Annotated in this window: 1 protein-coding gene; it reads left to right on the plus strand. The window is 70.2% G+C overall.

What is annotated here, in order from left to right:
- Nucleotides 1-15: 15 nt before the first annotated feature.
- Nucleotides 16-24,351 carry a non-ribosomal peptide synthase/polyketide synthase gene (locus JOE46_RS25595; protein ID WP_209928828.1) on the plus strand — a complete coding sequence of 8,112 codons (24,336 nt, stop codon included), beginning with the start codon at nucleotides 16-18 and terminating at the stop codon, nucleotides 24,349-24,351.
- The last annotated feature ends 42 nt before the right edge of the window (nucleotides 24,352-24,393 follow it).

The raw sequence follows: 24,393 nt of genomic DNA on the forward strand, positions 1-24,393 counted from the left end.
CGAGAGGTTCTACCCGTGGTTCCTGCACGCGACGCTGTCCGTGAGTCCGATCCCCGCCACTCGCATCCGCAGCTGGATGCGGACCGCAGTGCCGAAGCGTTCCCGCTGTCGGCTGCGCAGCGCGGGATCTGGTTCGCGCAGCACCTGCTGCCGGATGTGCCGATCACGATCGCCCAGTGTGTCGAGGTGGTCGGTGACCTCGACGTCGAGACCCTGCGGGCCGCGGGGGCCCTTGGTTCGCGGGAGATGGGCACCGGCATGCTGCGGATCGTCGAACACGAGGGTGATCCCGCCCAGGTCGTCGACGCGACGCTCAACGACCAGATGAAGGTCATCGACCTGCGGTCCGCGGCCGATCCGGCCCAGGCGGCCGAGGACTGGATGCGTGCCGAGTACAGCGCTCCGATCGACCTGCTCACGGACCGGTTGATCGAATCCGCCGTCCTTCGGCTCGGGGACGACCACTACTACTGGTACGCCCGCATCCACCACATCGTGCTCGACGGATTCGGCGCGATGACGTACATGAACCGCGTGGCCGAGCTGTACACGGCGACCGCCGAGGGCAGGCCCGCCGCCGAGCTCACCGCCAGTCCCGTCCGTGAGATCTGCGAGGACGAGGCTCGCTACCGGGAGTCCACCCGGTTCGCCAAGGACCGCGAGTACTGGACAGAGCGGACCCGGGACCTGCCCGAGCCGATCAGCCTCGCCGCCAGCACCGCGGCGGTCGGCGCCTTCTCGCTGGTGGCCGGAGGGCCGATGGCCGCTGCGACCGAGGCGGCCATGGAGGGACAGGACTCCCAGTTCACCCCGACCGCCATCGCCGCGGTCGCGGCCTTCCTCTCCCGGCTGACCGGCGAGAGCGATGTCGCGCTGAGCCTGCCCGTGTCGGCACGGACGACCGCCCGGATGCGCCGATCCGGCGGCATGGTCTCCAACGTGATCCCGCTGCGGGTGCAGGTCGGCAACGAGACGACCGTCTCGGACCTCGTCTCCCAGGTGCAGTTGGAATTGACCGGGGCGCTGCGCCACCAGCGCTATCGCCACGAGGACATCCGGCGCGGACTCGGCTCGGGTGCGGGACAGCGTGGATTCTTCGGTCCCGCGATCAACATCATGATGTTCCACAGCGAGATCCGCCTTGGCACCCTGACCGGGCAGATGCGGGTCCTGACCACCGGGCCGGTCGAGGACCTGTCCGTCAACATCTATCCGAGCGTCGCCGGGAGCCGGCCCCACATCGACTTCGAGGCGAACCCGAACCTGTACACCGCCGAGGACCTGGATGGGCACCACGCGCGGTTCCTGGAGTACCTCACGCAGTTCGCCGCGGCCGATCGTGCCGCGCTGGTGTCCGATCTGGACGTGCTGCACGACGACGAGCGCGCGGAGTTGGTGCCGCTGCGTGGGCCCGCGGCCTCCGATGCCCGACTCCTGCCGGACCTGTTCGCGGACGGTGCGACGGCAAATCCGGACGGCCTCGCGATCGTCGCAGGCGAGGATCGGGTCAGCTACCGCGAACTCGATACCCGGTCCAACCAGCTCGCTCGGCTGCTGATCGACAGCGGCGTCGGCCCGGAGTCGTTCGTGGCCCTCTCCTTCGCCCGGTCGGTCGAGGCGCTGGTGGCCGTGTGGGCCGTGGCGAAGTCCGGTGCGGCCTTCCTGCCCATCGACCCGGAACTGCCCGTCGATCGCAAGTTGCACATGGTCACCGACTCCGGCGTCCTGGTCGGGCTCACCACGGCGGCGCAGCGGGGTGTGTTGCCGTCCTCGGTCGACTGGCTGATCACGGACGACGAGGAGACGACCGCCCGGTACTCGGTGCTGCCGACGGATCCCGTCACCGACGCGGACCGGCGACGTCCGCTGCGCACCGGAAACCCGGCGTTCGTCATCTACACCTCGGGATCGACGGGGCTGCCCAAGGGCGTGGTGGTCACCCACGCCGGTCTGGTCAACTTCGCGGCTGCGGCGCGCCAGGAGCTGGGGATCACCTCGGCCTCCCGGGTGCTGCGTTTCTCGTCCGCCAGCTTCGACGCCTCGGTCTTCGAGATGCTGCAGGCCTTCACCGCAGGCGCGACGATGGTGGTCGCCCCGCCCGAGGTGTACGGCGGCGAGGACCTCGTGGACCTGCTGCGATCGGAGCGGGTCACCCACATCATCTCGGCGCCGACCGTGCTCGGGTCGGTCGACCCGAAGGGTCTCGTCGACCTGCAGGCGGTGGTCGTGGGTGGCGACGTCTGCACCCCGGACCTGGTCGGGAAGTTCGCCGACGTCTGCAGGTTCACCAACAGCTATGGGCCGACCGAGACGACGATCGTCATCACGACCGGCCGCCCGCTCTCGGTGGACGATCGGATCACCATCGGTGCGCCGATCCAGGGTGCGAGCGCCCTTGTGCTCGATCGCCTGCTCCGCCCGGTGCCGGTGGGGGCCATTGGTGAGCTGTACCTGGCCGGCCCCGCGCTCGCCCGCGGATACCACGACCGGCGGGGGCTGACCTCCGACCGTTTCGTCGCGAATCCCTTCGCGGAGCCCGGTTCTCGGATGTACCGGACCGGCGACGAGGTCAGGTGGACTCCCGATCACGAGCTGATGTTCGTCGGACGCGCCGACCACCAGGTCAAGATCCGCGGATTCCGGATCGAGCTCGGCGAGATCGACGCCGCGTTGACGTCGCAGGACGGGATCGACTTCGCGGTCACCATCGCGCACGAGCGCAGCAACGGCGCGATCGCGCTGGTGTCCTACGTACGTCCCCGGACCGGTCACGCGGTGGATCCGGCCGCTGTCATCACCCGCGCCGGGGAGTTCCTGCCCGGTCACATGCTGCCGTCCGCGGTGATGGTGATCGACCACGTCCCGCTGACCACCGCCGGCAAACTGGATCGGCGCGCGTTGCCCATCCCCGTGTTCGGCACCGCCACGGCGGAGTACCGCGAACCGGTCACCGAGGCCGAGAAGCTGATCGCGGAGGTGGTCTCGGAGCTGCTCGGCGTCCAGCGCATCGGTGTCGACGAGTCCTTCTTCGCGGTCGGCGGCGACAGCATCATCGCCATCCAGCTCGTCGCGCGGGCCAAGGCACGTGGACTGCGGTTCTCGGCGCGGGACGTCTTCGAGCGCAAGACAATCGCCGAGATCGCGAAGATCGCAGTCCAGGCAGAGGGCGCGGAGAACACTGCGCTCGAGGAGCTCGCGGGCGGGGGCATCGGAGCGGTGCCGCTGACGCCGATCGTGCACTCGATGCTCGACCGCGGAGGACCGGGCACGTTCTTCCAGGCGATCGCCCTCACCCTGCCCGACGGCATCGACCACGCCTCGCTGACCGCCGCCGTCGCCGCGCTGACCGATCGTCACGACGCGCTGCGCGCGCGGTTCCTGCCCGACGGAGATGGCTGGGTCTTCGAGACCAGGGCCGACTCGCTCGACCCGGAACGGCTGCTGCGCACTGTCACCGTGACCCAGGCCGGCATGACCGAAGCCCTGCTCGAGGAGTGCGAGACGGCCGCGGGCCGACTCGACCCCGCCGGCGGAATCATGATCCAGTTCGTATGGCTGACAACGGAATCGGCGGACCGGCTCCTGATAGTCGCCCACCACCTCGTCGTCGACGGGGTGTCGTGGCGCACCATCGTCCCCGACCTCGCGCAGGCGTGGATGCAGGCTTCCGCTGGCGCCACGCCGGAACTCACGCCGATCGGGACCTCGCTGCGTAGGTGGGCCCACGGCGTCGCCGATTCCGCCGCCGCGAAGACGTTCGCCGGCGAAATGGACTACTGGACGGGTGTTCTCTCGGGTCCGGACCCGGCGCTCGGCACCAGGGACCTCGACCCGGATCTGGACACGGTGGAGACCGCGGGCCGGGTGCGGGTGGAGCTGACCACCGCCGTCACCGAATCCCTGCTGACCACCCTGCCTGCTGCCTTCCGGTGCGGAGTCAGCGAGGGGCTGATCTCCGCACTCGCCGTGGCGGTGTCGGCATGGCGCCGCGATCGCGGGCTCGAGTTGCCCTCGCTCCTGCTCAACCTCGAGGGTCACGGCCGCGAGGACGAGGCCGTCGCCGGTGCGGACCTGTCGAGGACGGTGGGTTGGTTCACCAGCCTGTTCCCGGTGCGATTGGACCTGACCGGGGTCGATCTCGCCGACGCCGTGGACGGGGGCACCGCGGCGGGCGCAGTGATGAAGGCCGTCAAGGAGCAACTACACGCGGTTCCGAATCGCGGTGTCGGATTCGGCGTGCTGCGGTACCTCGACGACGCGACCTCTCCGGTGCTCGCGTCGTTGCGCGTGCCTCAGGTCAGTTTCAACTATCTCGGACGCACCGGCGCGGCCCAGGTGCCCGAGTCGATGCGGGGTCTCGGGTGGATCCCGGACCCGGACGCACCGGACCTCAACGCCGCCAGCGGTTCCGATCTGACCGTCGGGGCGGTGGTGGACGTCAACGCGGTGGTCGACGACGGAGTCGACGGGCCGCGGCTCTCGGCGACCTTCGCCTTCCCGACCGGACTGCTGACCGCCGACGACGTCGCCGAGCTCGCCGGACTCTGGCAGCGTGCACTGGTGGGGCTTGCGGCGCGCGCCGAGCTGCCCGCCGCGGGCGGGTTCACGCCCTCGGACTTCCCGCTGGTCCGGGTGGGTCAGGCCGAGATCGAGCGGTGGGAGAGCCGGTACCCGCTGCTGTCCGACGTGTGGCCGCTCTCGCCGCTGCAGCGTGGCCTGCTCTTCCACGCCGAGCTGTCGGAGCAGACGGTGGACGTGTACACCGCGCAGCTGAGGCTCAACCTGGCGGGGGTCGTCGATTCGAGCAGGTTGCGTTCCGCCGCAACGGATCTGGTTCGGCGCCACGAGAATCTGCGTACCGCGTTCGGCTACGCGGAGGACGGTTCCGCCGTGCAGATCGTGGTCGAGCGCGTCGACCTGCCGTGGCGGGAGGTGGACGTCCGGGCGCTGCCCGAGCACGAGCGGGACGTGCGCCTGGAGAAGCTACTGGACGACGAGCGGACCGCTCGGTTCCCGATGGACAGCCCGCCGCTGCTACGGATCCTGTTGGTGCGCACGGCGCCCGAGCGGTACGTGCTCGCCATCACCAATCACCACATCCTGCTCGACGGTTGGTCGATGCCGCTGCTGGTGCGGGAACTGTTGATCTCCTATGCCGCGGGCGCCGACATCGCGGGCCTGGCCCGGCCGCGCTCCTATCGCGAGTACCTCGCCTGGCTGGCCGATTGTGACACCGCGGCCGCACACGCGGCCTGGGGTCGCGCACTCGACGGCGTCACCGAACCGACCCTGCTCGCGCCTGCCCGGCTGCCGGGGGAGCAGGGACCGCTGCCCGAGGAGTTGGTCGTCGATCTGCCCGCCGGGCTGGAGGACGGGATCGGCCGGATGGCCCGCGAGCTCGGGGTGACCGTGAACACGGTGATCCAGGCGGCGTGGGGGCTGCTGCTTGCCCGGCTGCTCTCCCGCGACGACGTCACCTTCGGCGCCACCGTATCCGGACGCCCGCCGCAGCTGGCAGGCGTCGAGTCCATGCTGGGCCTGTTCATCAACACCGTGCCCGTCCGCGTCCGCGTCGACCAGGACGAGTCGGTCTCGGACTTCCTGTCCCGGCTGCAGGCCGACCAGGCGGACCTGCTCGATCACCATCACGTCGGACTCGGTGACATCCAGGCTGCGGTCGGTCTGGGGGAGCTCTTCGACACCTTGACGGTGTTCGAGTCGTATCCGGTCGACAAGTCCGGATTCGACGAGAACACCGACATCGGCGGAATGCGGGTGCTCGACCTCGACGCACACGACGCGACGCACTTCCCGCTGACGCTGATGTCGATCCTCGACCCGCGGCTGCGACTGAACCTGCGGTACAGCCCGCAATCCTTTGATCGGGATGCCGTGACGCTGTTGGCTTCCCGGCTGATCCGCATCTTGGACACGATGGCGGCGCAGCCCGGTCTCGCGGTCGAGGAGATCGACATCCTCGCCCCGGGCGAGCGGGACCTCGTGGTCGCGGAGTGGAACGACACCGACCACCCAGTGGCCCCGGCCACCCTGGTCGACCTGTTCGCCGCGCAGGTCGCCTCGACCCCGGACGCGGTCGCGTTGGTGGCCGGGGACGAGTGCGTCTCGTACCGCGAATTCGACCGCCGGGTCAATCGACTGGCGCGGTACCTGCTCGCCGCCGGGGTGGGGCCGGAGTCGTTCGTCGCGGTGTCGATGCGACGGTCCGTCGACCTGATGGTGAGCATCTACGCGGTCCTCGCCGCGGGCGGCGCGTACGTGCCGATCGATCCCGACCAGCCCGCCGAGCGGACGGACTACGTGCTGTCCCAGGCCCGGCCGGTGCTGGTGCTGACCACCTCGGCCGACGCCGCCGCCATGCCCGACGCCGCGACGACGGTGGCGGTGGACACCATGGACCTGTCCGGCCAGGGCGATGCCCCGCTGCAGGAGTCCGAGCGGGCGCAGTTGCGCGGTCACAACACCGCCTACGTGATCTACACGTCCGGCTCGACCGGGCGGCCCAAGGGCGTCGCGGTCCCGCACGCCGGCATCGTGAACCGACTGCTGTGGATGCAGAGCAGGTACCCGCTCGGCGGCGACGACGCGGTGCTGCAGAAGACGCCGGTCACCTTCGACGTTTCGGTGTGGGAGCTGTTCTGGCCGTTGCAGACCGGCGCCCGCATGGTCATCGCGGAACCCGACGGCCACCGCGACCCGCGGTACCTCGAGGCGGTGATCCACGACCAGCGGATCACGACGCTGCACTTCGTGCCGTCGATGCTCGAACTGTTCCTCGCCGACGCCGACCTGTCCCGGTGTGAGTCCCTGCGCCACGTGTTCGCCAGCGGCGAGGCGCTCCCGCCCAGCGCGGTCGCCGAGTTCCACCGGCGCAGCCGGGCGCGGCTACACAACCTGTACGGCCCGACCGAGGCGTCGGTCGACGTCACCTTCCACGAGACGCACCGAGCGGAGCCGGTCGTCCCGATCGGCGCACCGGTGTGGAACACCCAGACCTACGTGCTGGACGCCAGGCTGCGTCCGCTCCCGGTCGGTGCCGCGGGAGAGCTCTACCTCGCGGGCGTCCAGCTGGCGCGCGGGTACGTCCAGAGGCCGGACCTGACGGCGGACCGTTTCGTGGCGGACCCCTTCGGCCGCCCGGGCGCGCGGATGTACCGGACCGGCGACCTGGCCCGGTGGAACTCTCAGGGTGAGTTGGAGTACCTGGGGCGCACCGACTTCCAGGTGAAGCTGCGCGGCCAACGCATCGAGCTGGGCGAGATCGAGTCGGCGCTCACGCGTGACGACTCGGTCGGCCAGGCCGCGGTGCTGCTGCGCGGCGGCGCCGGCGGCGAGTTCCTCGCCGGATACGTGGTGCCGGCGGCCGGCGCGGAGATCGACCGCGCGGCGTTGCTCGAGTCCGTCGGGCGCGACGTGCCGGCGTACATGGTGCCCTCGGTCCTCATCGTCCTCGACGCGTTTCCGCTGAACGCGAACGGCAAGCTCGATCGGAAGGCGCTGCCGGAACCCGAGTTCACGGGCGCAGAATTCGTCGCCCCCGCCACCGCCACCGAGATCGTGGTCGCGCGGATCAGTGCGGAGTTGCTCGGGAAGCCTCAGGTCGGCGCGTCCGACAACTTCTTCGACCTCGGCGGCAACTCGTTGCTCGCCACCCGTCTGCTCGCACGGCTCGACTCGGAGCTGGGTGTGCGGGTGAGCGTGCGGGATCTGTTCGAGTCGCCGACGGTCGGGGCACTGGCTGCCCGGCTCGACGACGCCAACGGCGCCGGCGTGCGGCCGCCCCTGGTGCCGGCGGTCCGTCCGGACCGGGTCCCGCTCTCGCCGGCGCAGTCCCGGATGTGGTTCCTCAACCAGTTCGACACCAGCTCCGGCGCCTACAACGTCGCCGTGGCACTGCGGCTGAGCGGCACCCTCGACGTCGCGGCGTTGCGGGACGCGGTCGCGGACGTGACGGGCCGGCACGAGTCCCTGCGCACCCGCTACCCCGACTCGGTCGACGGTCCAAGCCAGCAGATCCTGGCGGTCGGCGAGGTCGCGGTCGACCTGCCGGTCGCGGCGATGGCGCCGGCCGAGCTCGCGGACCGACTCCGCGAGGAGGTCGCGGGCGGCTTCGACGTCACCACCGAACTGCCGATCCGGCTGCGCCTGTTCCGGGTGGCCGGTGACGAGCACGTCCTGTCGATGGTCGTGCACCACATCAGCATCGACGGGTGGTCGATGCAGGCGTTGGCGCGTGATGTCATGTCCGCGTTCAGTGCTCGCGCGCACGGCACGGCGCCCGGATGGGAGCCGCTGCCGGTCCAGTACGCCGACTACGCGCTGTGGAAGCAGGAGATCCTCGGATCGGAGTCAGACCCGCAGTCGCTGGCCGCGCGGCAGCTCGGGTACTGGTCGCAGCAGTTGGCGGGTCTGCCGGACCTGCTGGCCCTGCCCCACGACCACCGGCGTCCGGCGACCCCGACCTACCGCGGCGCCGGAGTGCCGTTCAGCATCGACGCCGACGTCTACCACGGCGTCCGCGAGCTCGCCCGCCGCGCCAACGCGACGCCGTTCATGGTGCTGCACGCCGCGCTCGCGGTTCTGCTGGCCAGGCTGAGCGAGTCCACCGACATCGCGATCGGCACCCCGGTCGCCGGCCGCGGCGAGTCGGCGCTCGACGACGTCGTGGGCATGTTCGTCAACACGCTGGTGCTGCGCTCCGAGGTCGACGGCGCGCTGCCCTTCGACGAACTGCTCCGTGAGATCCGGGATGTCGACCTCGCCGCGTTCGGACAGGCGGACGTGCCGTTCGAGCGACTGGTCGAGGTGGTGGCCCCGGCCCGATCCACCGCGTACCACCCGCTGTTCCAGGTGGTGCTGGCGTTCGAGGACCTGCAGGTCGACGGTTTCGCCCTGCCCGGACTGCAGATCCACCGTGAACCCCTCGACTTCGGGGTCGCGAAGTTCGACCTGCAGCTGACGGTCGGCGAGCTGGTTGACGGGGAGGGCGCCGCAGCCGAGTTCGTCTATGCGAGTGACCTGTTCGACGAGGCCACCGTGCTCGAGTTCGCGGCGCGCTTCCTGCGGATCCTGGCCGCTGCGGTGGAACGGCCCGACGGAGCCGTCGGTGACGTCGAGATTCTCGACGAGTCCGAACGGACGGCGTTGCGATCGCTGGGCGGCGCGCCGTCGCGGTCCGAGCGGCCGGGGGTGACCCTGGCGGCGCTGCTGGCGGAGGCGGCGGACCGCAACCCGGGCGGGGACGCGATCGTGTTCGAGGGGACAGCTCTGTCCTACGCCGAGCTGGATGTGCGCTCGAATCGTCTCGCGCGTGAGCTGATCGGCATGGGCGCCGGGCCCGAGTCCTGCGTGGCCGTGGCCCTGGAACGGTCCGTCGAGTCCGTCACCGCGGTGTGGGCGGTGGCGAAGACGGGTGCCGCATTCCTGCCGGTGGATCCGACGTATCCGGCCGACCGGATCGAGCACATGCTCTCCGACTCCGGCGCGCGGGTCGGTGTGACCGTCGGGCAGAACCGGCCCGCGCTGGGAGACTCGGTGCACTGGTTGGTGCTCGACGACGCCAGTGCTGCGGCTCGGGTCGCGGACCGGAGCTCGGCGGCGGTCACCGGCGGCGAGCTGTCGGGCGTGGTGCGGCCGGAGAACCCGGCCTACGTGATCTACACGTCCGGGTCGACGGGTGTCCCGAAGGGCGTGGTGGTGAGCCACGCCGGTCTCGGTGCGTTCGTGGACGACCAGCGCGACCGGTACGGGGTGCGGACCGATTCGCGGACCCTGCACTTCGCGTCGCCGAGCTTCGACGCGTCGATCCTGGAACTGATGATGGCGGCGGGCGGCGCGGCCACGATGGTGGTGGCGCCGACGCACGTCTACGGCGGCGAAGCCCTCGCCGACCTGCTGCGCGAGCAGCGGGTGACACACGCGTTCGTGACCCCCGCGGCCTTGGCGACGGTCGATCCGGCCGGGCTCGAGCAGCTCGAGGTCGTCGTCGTCGGCGGTGACGCCTGCGAGGCCTCACTGGTCGAGCGGTGGGCGCCGGGCCGACGGATGTTCAACGCATACGGGCCGACCGAGTCGACGGTTGTCGCGGTGCACTCGGACCCGATGGTCGCGGGTCGGCCGGTGGTGCTTGGCGGTCCCGTCGTTGGCACCGACGTCGTGGTGCTCGACGCCCGGCTTCACCCGGTGCCGGTCGGCGTCGCGGGAGAGCTCTATCTGTCGGGAGCCGGGCTGGCACGCGGCTACCACGCGCGGCTGCCGCTGACCGCGGAGCGGTTCGTGGCCAACCCGTTCGGAGGCGCGGGGTCGCGGCTGTACCGGACCGGTGACCTGGTGCGGTGGTCTCGGGAGGGGACGCTCGAGTACCTCGGACGGACCGATGCCCAGGTGAAGATCCGTGGCCACCGGATCGAGTTGGGTGAGATCGACGCCGTGCTGTCCGCTCATCCGGACGTCGATTTCGCGGCGACGGTCGGGTTCGACGGCCCGGCCGGTGGCCGGTCGCTGGTCGCGTATGTGTTGCCGCGGGCAGGCGCCCCGGTGGAGACCTCCGCGTTGACGAGCTTCGTGCGCGATCGGTTGCCGGAGTACATGGTGCCGGCATCGGTGACGGTGCTCGAGGCGGTGCCGTTGACACCGGGTGGCAAGCTGGATCGGAAGGCATTGCCTGCGCCGGTGTTCGAGGTGCGCGAGTACCTGCCGCCGCGCACGGCCACCGAGCAGGTGGTGGCCGACATCTTCGCCGAGGTGCTCGGGAGCGAGCGGGTCGGCGCGGACGACGACTTCTTCGCGCTCGGCGGCAACTCGCTCAGCGCCACCCAGGTTGTCGCGCGGCTCAACGCCACCGCGGGCACCGGCCTGCGGGTTCGGGAGATCTTCGGTAGCTCGACCGTGGCAGGCCTCGCCGCCCTGGTGGACACACACGAGGCCGCGGACCGGATCCCGCTCGTGGCCGGGACCCGGCCGGACCGGATCCCGCTGTCGCTGGCACAGCAGCGGATGTGGTTCCTCAACCGATTCGACCCCACGTCCGCGGTCTACAACATCCCGCTGGCGGTGCGCCTGACCGGCGAGTTGGACGCCGCCGCGCTCGCCGCCGCCGTGCACGACGTGATCGACCGGCACGAATCCCTCCGCACGGTGTTCCCGGATTCCGCTGACGGTCCGCAACAGCGGATCCTGCCGGCGACCGAGATGCCCGTCGACCTCAGTCCCGTCGACGTCGACGGCGAGGACGCGCTACGGACGGCGATCGTCGAGCTCGTCTCCGGTGGATTCGACGTCACCGCCGCCATCCCGCTGCGCGGCGGCCTCTTCCGCCTCGACGCAGGCGACTACGTGTTGGTGCTCGTGGTCCACCACATCAGCGCCGACGGATTCTCGACGCTGCCGCTGGCCCGCGACCTGGTCACCGCCTATGCGGCCCGGACCCGCGGCGAGTGCCCGGCCTGGGCGCCACTGGCGGTCCAGTACGCGGACTACGCGCTGTGGCAGCGTGAGGTACTCGGGTCCGAGGACCGCATGGACTCGCTGGCATCGGTCCAGCTCGCCTACTGGGCCGAGCGACTGGCAGGCGTGCCTGCCGTGCTCGACCTGCCCGCCGACCGACCCCGGCCTGCGGTCGCCTCCTATCGCGGTGCCCGCGTCGACTTCGTCGTCGACGCCGAGTTGACCGATCGTCTGCGTGGGCTCGCGCTCGAGCACCGCGTGACCCTGTTCATGGTCCTGCACGCGGCGCTCTCGCTCCAGCTCGCTCGGCTCAGCGGCTCCACCGACATCACCGTCGGCAGCCCGATCGCCGGCCGCGGCGAGGCGGCGCTGGACGACGTGGTCGGGATGTTCGTCAACACCCTGGTGCTGCGCACCGAGGTCGATCCGACCGCGACTTTCGCGGACCTGCTGGCCCAGACCCGCGGGGTCGACCTGGCCGCGTTCGGGCACGCAGACGTGCCGTTCGAACGCGTCGTCGAGGTCGCCAACCCGCCTCGCTCGCAGGCGTATTCGCCGTTGTTCCAGGTGGCGCTGTCGCTGCAGAGTCAGGGCGTCGGCTCGCTCGAGCTGCCGGACGTCCGCGTGACGATGCTCGACCAGGAGACCGACCTCGCGAAGACCGATCTCGAGTTGACCTTCCGCGAGAGCGAGGCGGGCATGTCGGGCTCGCTCATCTACGCGGCGGACCTGTTCGACGGCGGCACCGCCCAGCGGTTCGTCGACCGCTTGGTGCGGGTGCTGGGTGCGGTCTCGGCCGACCCGTCGGTCCTGGTCGGCGAGGCCGATCTGCTCGACCCTCGGGAGCGGTCGGTGCTCGCGGAGCGCGCGATCGCGGCGCCGCTGCCGGTGCGGCTGCTGCCGGAGATCCTCGGCTTCGGAGCGGCCGTCGACCCGGCGGCGGTCGCGCTGACCGCGAGCGGCACCGAGATGTCCTATGCGGAGTTGGACGGGTCGTCCAATCGTCTTGCCCGGCTTTTGATCTCGCGGGGTGTGGGGCCGGAGACGTTTGTGGCGTTGGCGTTCCCGCGGACGGTGGAGTCGGTGGTCGCGATGTGGGCGGTCGTCAAGACCGGGGCCGCGTTCGTGCCGGTGGATCCTGCGCTGCCGGACGCGCGGATCGAGCACATGTTGACCGATTCCGGTGCGGTGCTGGGGCTGACGATGACCCGGGTCCGTGATGGGCTGCCCGGCCTCGTCGAGTGGCTCGAGTTGGACGGCGAGGTGGCCGAGGGGCTGCCGGACGGCCCGGTCTCGGATCGGGACCGGACGGCGCAGGTGTCCGCGAACACCGCCGCGTACATGATCTACACGTCAGGGTCGACGGGCACGCCGAAGGGCGTGGTGGTGACCCACACCGGTCTCGCGACGTTCATGGCCGAGGCACGTCCGGAGCTGGCGATCACGGCCGCGTCGCGCGTGCTGCGACTGTCGTCGGCGAGCTTCGACGCGTCGCTGTTCGAGATGCTGTCCGCGTTCAGCACCGGCGCCACCATGGTGGTGGCGCCGCCGGAGGTCATGGGTGGCGACGAGCTCGCGGTGCTGTTGCGGGACGAGCGGGTGAGCCATCTGATGAGCGCGCCCGCGGCGTTGGGAACCATGCGCGGCGAGGACCTGCCGGATCTCGAGATGGTGGGTGTCGGCGGTGACGTGTGCCCGCCGGAGTTGGTGGAGCGGTTGGCGCCGGGGCGCCGGTTCTTCAACGGCTATGGTCCGACGGAGACCTCCATCGTCATCACCTTGACGGCGCCGCTGTCGGTGGACGACCGGATCACCATCGGTGCACCCATCGGGGGAGCGGGCGCCGCGGTGCTCGATGCGCGGCTGCGGCCGGTCCCTCTCGGGGTGGTGGGAGAGCTGTACCTGTCGGGTGCCGGGCTGGCGCGGGGTTACCACGGCAGTTCCGCGCTGACGGCGAGCCGGTTCTTGGCGAATCCGTTCGGCGCCCCTGGGAGTCGGATGTATGCGACTGGCGACCTGGTTCGCTGGACCGTAGACGGCCAACTGGACTTCGTGGGGCGTGCGGATTCGCAGGTCAAGCTCCGCGGGTTGCGGATCGAGCTCGGCGAGATCGAGGCGGCACTGGCCGGCTGCGACGGAGTGGCGCAGGCGGTCGTGATGGTGCACGAGGACCCGCACACCGGACAGCGGTTGCTCGGTTACGTGGTGGGTGAGGCGGATTCGGCGCTCGAACCGCAGGTGTTGCGCGATGGGCTGTCCGCTGTGCTGCCGACGTACATGGTGCCTGCGCAGGTGGTGGTGCTCGACGAGCTCCCGCGCACGGTGGTGGGCAAGTTGGACCGGAAGTCCTTGCCTGTGCCGGAGTTGGAGGTGCGGGCCTTCCGGGCGCCGTCGACGCCGATCGAGGGGATCGTGGCCGGGGTGTTCGCGGATGTGCTCGGCGTGGAGCGGGTCGGCGCAGACGACGACTTCTTCGAGTTGGGTGGCAACTCGCTGATCGCCACGCAGGTGGTTTCGCGGTTGGGTGCGGCGCTGGATGCCCGGGTTCCGGTACGCCTCCTGTTCGAGGCGTCGTCGGTGGCGGCACTGGCGGTGGCCGTCGAGCGGCACGCCGGTGCGGGCGGACGCACGGCGCTGGTCGCGGCTCCGCGCCCGGAGCGAATCCCGTTGTCGCTTGCGCAGCAACGAATGTGGTTCCTCAACCGGTTCGATCCGCAGTCGTCGGCGTACAACGTGCCGATCGCGCTGCGTCTGTCGGGCGAGTTGGACGTCGATGCGCTGCGGGCCGCGTTGGCTGACGTGCTCGAGCGGCACGAGTCCCTGCGGACAGTCTTCCCCGGCTCGGACGACGGCCCACGGCAGCGGATCCTGACCTCCTCCGAGGCCGGAATCGACATTGTCGGCCTCCCGCTCACCCCGGACACGCTGATCCCGGCACTGACCGAGGTGGCCTCGGCCGGATTCGACGTCACGACCGGCGCTCCGGTGCGGGCGCGGCTGTTCGAGCTCTCCGACGCCGAGCACGTTCTCGTCGTCGTCGTGCACCACATCGCGGCCGACGGGTTCTCCGTCGGGCCGCTGGCCCGCGACGTCATGGTCGCCTACGAGGCCCGCAGTCGCGGACAGGCACCGGGCTGGGCACCGCTGGCCGTGCAGTACGCGGACTTCGCTCTGTGGCAGCGTGAGGTCCTCGGCTCCGAAGACGATCCGACGTCCCTGATCGCCGGTCAGCTCACCCACTGGCGGGACGCGCTGGAGGGTCTGCCGGACCAGCTGAACCTCCCGGGTGACCGGCCTCGGCCGAGTGTCGCCTCGTACCGTGGTGCGCGGCATCGCTTCTCGCTCGATGCCGACCTGCAGCGCGGGCTGAACCGGGTGGCGCGGGAGAACCACGTCACGCTGTTCATGGTCGTGCACGCGGCCTTGGCGGTCCTGCTCTCGCGTCTGTCCGGTACGGACGACATCGCTGTCGGCACCCCGGTGGCGGGTCGCGGCGACGCGGCCCTCGACGACCTCGTCGGCATGTTCGTCAACACGCTGGTGTTGCGGACGGAGCTGGACCAGTCCGAGTCCCTCGCAGCGCTGCTCGTGCGCGCCCGGGAGTCGGATCTGCAGGCCTTCGGGCATGCCGATGTACCGTTCGAGCGGCTGGTCGAGGTGCTCAACCCGGCTCGCTCGCAGGCCCGTCACCCGTTGTTCCAGGTGATGCTGGTGTTCCAGAACTTCGCGGAGGCCTCGTTCGAGCTGCCGGGACTGACGATCTCGGGAGTCGACTACGACGCAGCGGCAGCGAAGGTCGACCTGCAGCTGACGATGTCTGAGGTTGACGCGGCGGGCGGGGGAATGCAGGCCGAGTTCGAGTACGCGACAGATCTTTTCGACGAGTCGACGGTCGCGTCGTTCGCCGAGATGCTTCAGCGGATCCTGTCCGCGATGGCGGCCGACATGTCCGTCGCCGTCGGCGACGTCAAGATTCTCGACGAGGTCGAGAGCGCCCGCGTGCTCGGGTGGTCGCGGGGCAGGCGCTCGGCGGTGTCGGTGACGTCTCCGGTGTCGCTGTTCGGTGACCGGGTGGACCGGTTCCCCGACGCGGTCGCGGTGGCGGCCGGTGACGAATCGGTGACCTACGCGGAGCTCGACACACGATCGACGGCGTTGTCGGCCGAACTGGTCCGGCTGGGTGTCGGCGTCGACGATGTGGTGGCGCTGGTGCTGCCGCGGTCGGTGGAGTGGGTCGTCGCGATGCTGGCGGCGTGGAAGGCCGGTGCGGCCTACGCGCCGATCGATCCGACGTACCCGGCGGATCGGATCGAGTCGATCCTCGACGACACCGGTGCGCGGTGCGTGGTGAGTGCGTCGGCCAGGGACCTGCCGATCCCGGTCGTCGCAATGGACGAGTTCGTAGGGGCCGGTGAGGTTTCCGCGCGTCCTGTCGACCGGTGGCGTGAGCCCGCGGCGGGGCTGCGGCTGGGCTACGTCATCTCGACATCCGGGTCGACGGGCAAGCCGAAGCCGACGCTGGTGCCGATGGCAGGCATTGAGAACACCCTGGCCTGGTACCGACGTGAACTGCCCGCCGTCGGTGGACTGTTGATCGCCTCCTCGCCGAGCTTCGACCTGACGCAGAAGAACGTGTGGGCGGCGCTGACGGAGGGGCGCGCGATCCATCTCGCCGCCGACGGCTTCGACGCGCGGGACATCCTGCGGATTGTCGAGGCCGGCGCCGCGGTCGGGTCGGGTGTCAGGGTGGCGAACATGTCGCCAAGCGCGTTCGAGGCGGTCGTCGACACCGACGCCGACGGGATCCTGTCCGCCCTTGAGGTGGTCTTCCTCGGTGGCGAGGCGATCCGGATCGGCAAGTTCGAGACGCTGATGAATTCCGGTCTGCGGGTGGTCAACAGCTACGGACCGACCGAGGCCTCGGACGTGGTCTCCGCGTTCGACGCGGCGGTCTCCGACGGCTCCGGCGTACCGATCGGATCCCCGATCGCGAACATCGACCTGTTCGTGCTGGACCGGCGGATGCAGCCGGTCCCGACCGGTGTGGAGGGCGAACTCTACGTCGGCGGCATCGGCGTGGGTCGCGGCTACGGTGGCCGGTTCGGGTTGACGGCGGACCGGTTCGTGGCCAACCCCTTCGGGGACAACGGTTCCCGGATGTACCGCACCGGTGACCTGGTGCGGTGGAACGGTGACGGCAACCTGGAGTACATCGGGCGGTCGGACTTCCAGGTGAAGTTGCGCGGTCAGAGGATCGAGCTCGGAGAGATCGAGGCCGCGCTGGTCGAACACGGCTCGGTCGGACAGGCTGTGGTCGTACTGCACCACGACCGACACCTCGGTGACCGGCTGGTGGGCTATGTGGTGGCGGTGCCGGGTGAGACCGTCTCGGCAGACGACCTGAGGTCGGCGCTGGCGACGCGGTTGCCCGCGTACATGGTGCCCTCGTCGGTGACGGTGCTCGATCGGATTCCGTTGAGTGCCAACGGCAAGGTGGATCGGACGGCGCTACCGGCCCCGGTGTTCGAGGTGCGGGCCTTCCGGGCGCCGTCGACGCCGATCGAGGAGATCGTGGCCGGGGTGTTCGCGGATGTGCTCGGCGTGGAGCGGGTCGGCGCAGACGACGACTTCTTCGAGTTGGGTGGCAACTCGCTGATCGCCACACAGGTGGTTTCGCGGCTGGGCGCGGAGTTGGATGCCCAGGTTCCGGTCCGCGTGCTCTTCGAGGCGTCGTCGGTAGCGGCCCTCGCCGTGGCCCTCGAACAGCACGCGGGCTCCGGTGGGCGCCCCGCGCTGGTGGCGGGCCCCCGGCCGGAGCGGATCCCGCTCTCGCCCGCGCAGTCCCGGATGTGGTTCATCAACCAGTTCGACACCGCCTCGCCTGCCTACAACATTCCGGTCGCGGTGCGGCTGTCGGGCGAGCTGGACGTCGCGGCCCTGCGGGCGGCCGTCGGTGACGTTGTCGAGCGGCACGAGTCGCTGCGGACGGTGTTCCCGAACTCGGCGGACGGCCCGTCCCAGGTGGTCGTCGGCATCGACGACGTCCGGTTGGAGCTGGACGAGGTGGCGGTGTCTGCGGACGGCTTGATGGCCGCGTTCACCGGTTTCGCGCTGCGGGGCTTCGACGTGTCTGCGGAGATCCCGTTGCGGGCAAGCCTGTTCCGCGTTTCGGAGACGGAGCATGTCTTCGCGTTCGTGGTGCACCACATCTCGTCCGACGGATTCTCGGCGGGGCCGTTGGCGCGGGATCTGATGGTGGCGTACCTGGCGCGGACCGAGGGTCAGGCCCCGACGTGGGCGCCCCTGACGGTGCAGTACGCGGACTTCGCGCTGTGGCAGCACGAGGTGCTCGGGTCGGAGGACGACCCGGAGTCGCCTGCGGCAGTCCAGCTCGGCTACTGGGTCGAGCAGCTGGCAGGGGTGCCCGCACTCCTGGAACTGCCGACGGACCGCCCGCGGCCGCCGGTGGCGTCGATGCGCGGCGCGCGTACCGACTTTACAATCGACGCGGAGCTGCTGGGGCAGCTGACGGAGCTGGCTCGGGAGCGTCAGTCCACGCTGTTCATGGTGCTGCACGCGGCACTGACGGTGCAGCTGGCCCGCCTGAGCGGGTCCACCGACATCACCATTGGCAGCCCGATCGCCGGTCGGGGTGATGCCGAGCTCGACGACGTGGTCGGCATGTTCGTCAACACCCTGGTGCTGCGCACGCAGGTCGACCCGACCCTGACCTTCGCCGAGTTGCTGGCGCGCACCCGCGCGGTGGACCTGGCCGCGTTCGGCAATGCCGACGTGCCGTTCGAGCGGGTCGTGGAGGTGGTGAACCCGCCTCGATCGCAGGCGCACCCGCCGCTGGCCCAGGTGGCCCTGTCGCTGCAGAACCAGGGGTTGGCCTCGTTCGAGCTGCCGGGCATCGAGGTGTCGCCGCTCGAGGCGGACGCCGCGGTCGCGAAGATGGACCTCGAGCTGACCTTCCGGGAGAGCGCGGACGGCCTGGCCGGTTCGCTCACCTACGCGGCGGACCTGTTCGACGAGTGCACGGCACGAGTCTTCGTCGAGCGCCTGGTGCGCTTGCTGGGATCGATCGTGGCCGAACCGGCCGTGGTGGTCGGCGAGCTGGACCTGCTCGACGAGGGCGAGCGGGCGACCCTGGCGCAGCGCGCGCTCGCACGACCGCTGCAGGCGCGACTGCTGCCGGAGATGCTCGCCGCCGGCGCGGCAGTGGACCCGCAGAAGGTCGCGCTGGCCGCGAGTGGCACCGAGATGACCTATGCGGAGCTCGATGCGACGTCGAACCGTATTGCGCGGCTGTTGATCTCGCGGGGTATCGGGCCGGAGACGTTCGTGGCGTTGGCGTTCCCGCGGTCGCTCGAGTCGGTGGTCGCGATGTGGGCGGTCGCCAAGAGCGGGGCCGCGTTCGTGCCGGTGGACCCGGCGCTGCCGCTCGCACGGATCGAGCACATCCTCACCGATTCCGCCGCGGTCCTGGGGCTGACGGTCGCCGGGGTCCGCGAGGATCTGCCGGGCACCACCGACTGGCTCGAGCTCGACGGCGCGACGGCCGACGGGCTCTCGTCCGCCCCGGTCACCGACCGCGACCGGACGGCGCCGCTGTCCGCGGGCAACGGCGCGTACATGATCTACACCTCGGGTTCCACCGGCCTGCCGAAGGGCGTGGTGGTCACCCACACCGGGCTGTCCGCATTCTCCGCGGACGCCCACCCGGAGATGGTCATCACCGCCAAGTCGCGGGTGCTGCGCCTGGCCTCGGCCAGCTTCGACGCCTCGATGTTCGAGATGCTGACCTCCTTCAGCGCAGGCGCCACGATGGTGGTGGCGCCGCCGGAGGTCGTCGGTGGTGACGAACTCGCGGGGCTGGTGCGCGAGCAGCGGGTCAGCCACCTGATGAGCGCGCCCGCCGCGATGGGGACCATGCGCGCCGAGGATCTGCCCGACCTGGAGATGGTGGGCGTCGGCGGCGACGTCTGCCCGCCGGAGCTGGTCGCGCGGCTGGCGCCGGGACGACGGTTCTTCAACGGTTACGGCCCGACCGAGACCACCATCGTCGTCACGCTGACGGGGGCGTTGGCCGCCGGTGACCCGATCACCATCGGCGCGCCGATCGGCGGCGTCGGTGCGGTGGTCCTCGACACTCGGCTGCGGCCGGTGCCGATCGGCGTGGTCGGTGAGCTCTATACCTCCGGCGCCGGGCTGGCGCGCGGCTACCACGACCGCGCCGAGCTCACCGCGGGCAAGTTCGTGGCCAACCCGTTCGGCGAGGCAGGTACGCGGATGTACGCGACCGGCGACCTGGTGCGCTGGACGTCCGACGGCGAGCTCGACTTCATGGGCCGCGCCGATTCGCAGGTCAAGCTTCGCGGTCTGCGGATCGAGCTCGGCGAGATCGAGTCCGCCCTCCTGGCCTGCGCCGGGGTGGCGCAGGCCGTGGTGACGGTGCACGAGGACCCGCACACCGGACAGCGTCTGCTCGGCTACGTCGTCGCCGACCAGGAGATCGCACTCGACCCGCAGGAACTGCGCACCCAGCTGTCGGGATCGATGCCGGCGTACATGGTGCCGGCCCAGTTGGTGGTCCTCGACGCGCTGCCGGTGACGGTCAACGGCAAGCTCGACCGAAAGGCGCTGCCGGTGCCTGCCTTCGAGGCCGTCGCATACCGGGCGCCGTCGACGCCGATCGAGGAGATCGTGGCGGGCGTGTTCGCCGATGTGCTCGGGGTCGAACGCGTCGGCGTCGACGACGACTTCTTCGCCCTCGGTGGCAACTCGCTGATCGCCACCCAGGTGATCTCGCGGTTGGGTGCTGCGCTGGACGCGCAGGTGCCGGTTCGAGTGCTCTTCGAGGCGTCGACGGTCGGCGCGCTCGCAGTTGCGGTGGAGCGTCACGCAGGCGAGGGCGGGCGCCCCGCGCTGGTTGCGGGTCCTCGGCCGGAACGTATCCCGCTGTCACATGCACAGCAGCGGATGTGGTTCTTCAACCAGTTCGACACCAGTTCGCCCGCGTTCAACATCCCCCTCGTGGTGCGCCTGAGCGGCGCGCTGGACACCGCGGCGCTGCGCGCGGCCATCGCCGACGTGGTGGAGCGTCACGAGGCGCTGCGCACGGTCTTCCCGGACTCGGCGGAGGGACCGCAGCAGGTGATCCTGCCCGCTGCCGACGTGGTGCCGCCGCTCGAGCCGGAGCGCATCGACGAGGATCAGATGTGGTCTCGGCTGATCGGGATCGTCGGCGGCGGGTTCGACGTCGCCGCGGCGGTCCCGTTGCGGGCCGGCCTGTTCCAGCTCGACGAGGACGAGTTCGTGCTCGCCATCGTCCTGCACCACATCTCCAGCGACGGTGGGTCCATGGCGCCCATGTCGAGGGACATACTCGTCGCCTACGAGGCGCGACGCATGGGCCTCGAGCCCGGTTGGGCGCCATTGGCGGTGCAGTACGCGGACTATGCACTGTGGCAGCGAGCGTTGCTCGGCGATCAGGACGATCCGAACAGCTTGTCCGCCAAGCAGATCGGCTACTGGACACAGCACCTCGATGGGGCTCCCGACCTGTTGGAGCTCCCGACCGATCGGCCGCGTCCCGCGGTCGCGTCGAACCGCGGCGGCTACGTCGACTTCGTGCTGTCGGCGGATCTCGCGGATCGGATCGACCGCATGGCGCGGGAACACAACTCGACCTTCTTCATGGTGGCCCACGCCGCACTCGCGGTGCTGTTGTCGAGGCTCTCCGGCAGCGACGACATCGTGATCGGAGTGCAGGTCGCCGGCCGAGGTGAGGAGGCCCTCGACGACCTGATCGGCATGTTCGGCAACACGTTGGTTCTGCGCAACCGGGTCGAGGCCGCGACCGCGTTCACCGACTTCCTGGACGAGGTCCGCGCGAACGACATCGACGGTTTCGCCCACGCCGACACCCAGGTCGAGCAGTTGATCGAGGTGCTCAACCCGAGGCGGTCGACCGCCTACTCGGCGCTGTTCCAGGTGCTGCTCGTGGTGCAGAACTTCGCCCGAGCGGAGGTCGCGCTGCCCGGGCTGACTGTCACCCCGCTCGACGCGGTACCCGACGGGGCGAAGCTGGACCTTCAGGTGACGCTGTCGACCGAGTTCGATCAGGAGGCGCGGCGCACCGGGATCCGGGGGGTGTTCAACTACGCGCGTGACCTCTTCGACGAGTCGACGGTGGTCGGCTTCACGGAGAAGTTCACCGCGATCCTCGAGGCGGTCACCAAGGACGCCACGGTGAGTGTCGACGCGATCGAACTGCGCAGCGACACGGAACGTTCCGAGATGGAACGCTGGAACGAGACCGATGTCGTCGTACCCGCACTCACGCTCGCCGATGCCTTCGAGGCACAGGTCGAACGCACGCCCGATGCCACCGCGCTGATCTTCGGCGAGCAGGAGCTGACCTACCGGGAGTTCGACCGCGAGGCGAACAGGCTGGCGCGCCACCTGGTCTCGATCGGTGTCGGGCCCGAGACGCTGGTCGGGCTCGGCATGTATCGCTCGGTCGACCTGATGGTGGCCATGTACGCCATCCTCAAGGCCGGCGGCGGCTACCTGCCCATCGATCCGGAGCATCCGGACGAGCGCACCGAGTATGTCGTGGCGACCGCGAATCCGGTTGTGGTGCTGTCGAGATCACAGGACGCCGGTGACCTGCCGGCCTCGGTCGACGTGATGGAGATCGACGGGCTCGACCTGTCCGGCTTCGCCGACACCGCGTTGACGGATGCGGATCGTCTCCGACCGTTGCGGCCGGCCAACGTCGCGTACGCGATGTTCACGTCGGGGTCCACCGGTCGACCGAAGGGCGTGACCGTCACACACGGTTCGGTGGTGAACCAGATCGCCTGGATGCAGGGCCAGTACCCACTGGGTCCGTCCGACACCGTGCTCCAGAAGGCCCCCGTCACCTTCGACGTGTCGGTGTGGGAGCTGTTCATGCCCCTGCAGGTGGGTGCCCGCACGGTGATCGCGAAGCCGGGCGGACATCGGGACCCCGAGTACCTGGTGGCCGTCGCGGAGGAACAGTCGGTCACGATCATGGAGTTCGTGCCGTCGATGCTCGACGTCTTCCTTGCCGATCCGCAGCTGCAGCTGCCTGCGTCGCTTCGCTACGTCCTGGCCGGTGGTGAGGAACTCCCGGCCGAGCTGGCTCGTCGCTTCGCGGCCCGGTCCATCGCTGTGCTCGACAACACCTACGGACCCACCGAGGTCACCGTGACCTCGACCGCGCATCGGATCGGGCCCGACGTCGGTGCGGTGGTGCCCATCGGTCGCGGGGTGTGGAACACCCGGGCGCATGTGCTCGACTCACGGCTGAGGCCGGTGCCGGTTGGCGTGCCGGGTGAGCTCTACCTGGCGGGCGCACAGCTGGCCCGCGGCTATCACGACCGGGCGGACCTGACCGCGGAACGGTTCGTCGCCGATCCGTGCGGTGGTCCCGGCGAGCGCCTGTACCGAACCGGCGACCTTGTCCGGTGGAACTCCGGCGGCGAGCTGGAATTCCTCGGCCGCACCGACTTCCAGGTGAAGCTGCGCGGTCTGCGGATCGAACTAGGCGAGATCGAGGCCGCGCTGGTGGCGGACCCGTCGGTGCGGGCGGCGGTGGTCGTCGTGCACTCGGGGACCTCGGGCCAGCAGCTGATCGGCTATGTGGTCGGCGAGGGTGAGATCGACACCGCGGCGCTTCGCCGGGGTCTGTCCGCGGCACTGCCGTCGTACATGATCCCGGAGACGATCATGGTGCTCGACGAGTTCCCGCTCAGCGCGAACGGCAAGCTGGAGCGTCGGGCGCTGCCGGTTCCGGAGATCGCGGCACGCGAGTACCGGGCCCCCGTGTCCGCCACGGAGCAGGCGGTCGCGGCGGTGTTCGCGGAGCTGCTCGGTGTGGAGCGAGTGGGGTTGGACGACAACTTCTTCGAGCTCGGTGGCAATTCGCTGATCGGCATGCGGGTGGTCGGGCGGCTGCGGACCGAACTCGAGACCGTGGTCCAGCTGCCGTGGCTGTTCTCCGATGCCACGCCGGAGGCGTTGGCCCGGCAGATCGAGCGTGGCGCCGACGATGTCGTCGGGCAGGCCTTCGACATGCTGTTCCCGATCCGCGCGGCGGGGTCGAAGCCGCCGGTGTTCTGCGTCCACCCGATCGTCGGGCTGGCGTGGTGCTACGTGGGAATGGCCCAGCACATCGATGCGGATCGTCCGATCTACGGCCTGCAGACCCCGGCGGCACAGGGCGACGGTGAGCTGCCCGGTTCGATCGAGGCCGTCGCCGAGCTCTACCTCCGCGAGATCCGTCGGGTGCAGCCCTCCGGCCCGTATCACCTGCTCGGGTGGTCCCTCGGTGGCACGATCAGCCATGCGATCGCGGTGCAACTGCAGGAACAGGGCGAGGTGGTGGAACTGCTGGCGATGCTCGACAGCTTCACCGCGGAGACCCTGCCGACCTCGCCGAACGGCTCGGTGACCATGGCCGAGGTCCTCAGCGGCATGGGAATGGATGGAGCCGGTGATCAGCTGGTCGCGGACGTCACCCTGCCCCAGGCGGTGGCCATGTTCGGTCAGCTGACCGGGCAGAGCGAGGAGCAGGCCGCCGAGGTCGTCGGGCGCCTGCTCGCGGCTGCCGAGCACAATGCGGGCCTCACCGCGTCGTACCGGCCCGGAGTGTTCGAGGGCGACCTGCTGTTCTTCACCGCTGCCGAGGACGACCCCACGGGTCGGTTCGCGGCCACCGGCTGGCAGTCGTACGTCAGTGGCGATGTCCAGAACCATCGCATCGCCAGCACCCACTGGGGAATGACGTCGCCAGCCGCACTGCGTGTCGTCGGACCCGTCCTGAAGGAGCACACCGGCGGGAACCGGGTCCGGTAGGGACGGGCCTCGGTCGGGACATGAAGTCGCCCACCGACACCG

It is taken from the genome of Rhodococcus sp. PvR099, assembly GCF_017833315.1.
GTDB lineage: Bacteria > Actinomycetota > Actinomycetes > Mycobacteriales > Mycobacteriaceae > Rhodococcus_G > Rhodococcus_G oryzae.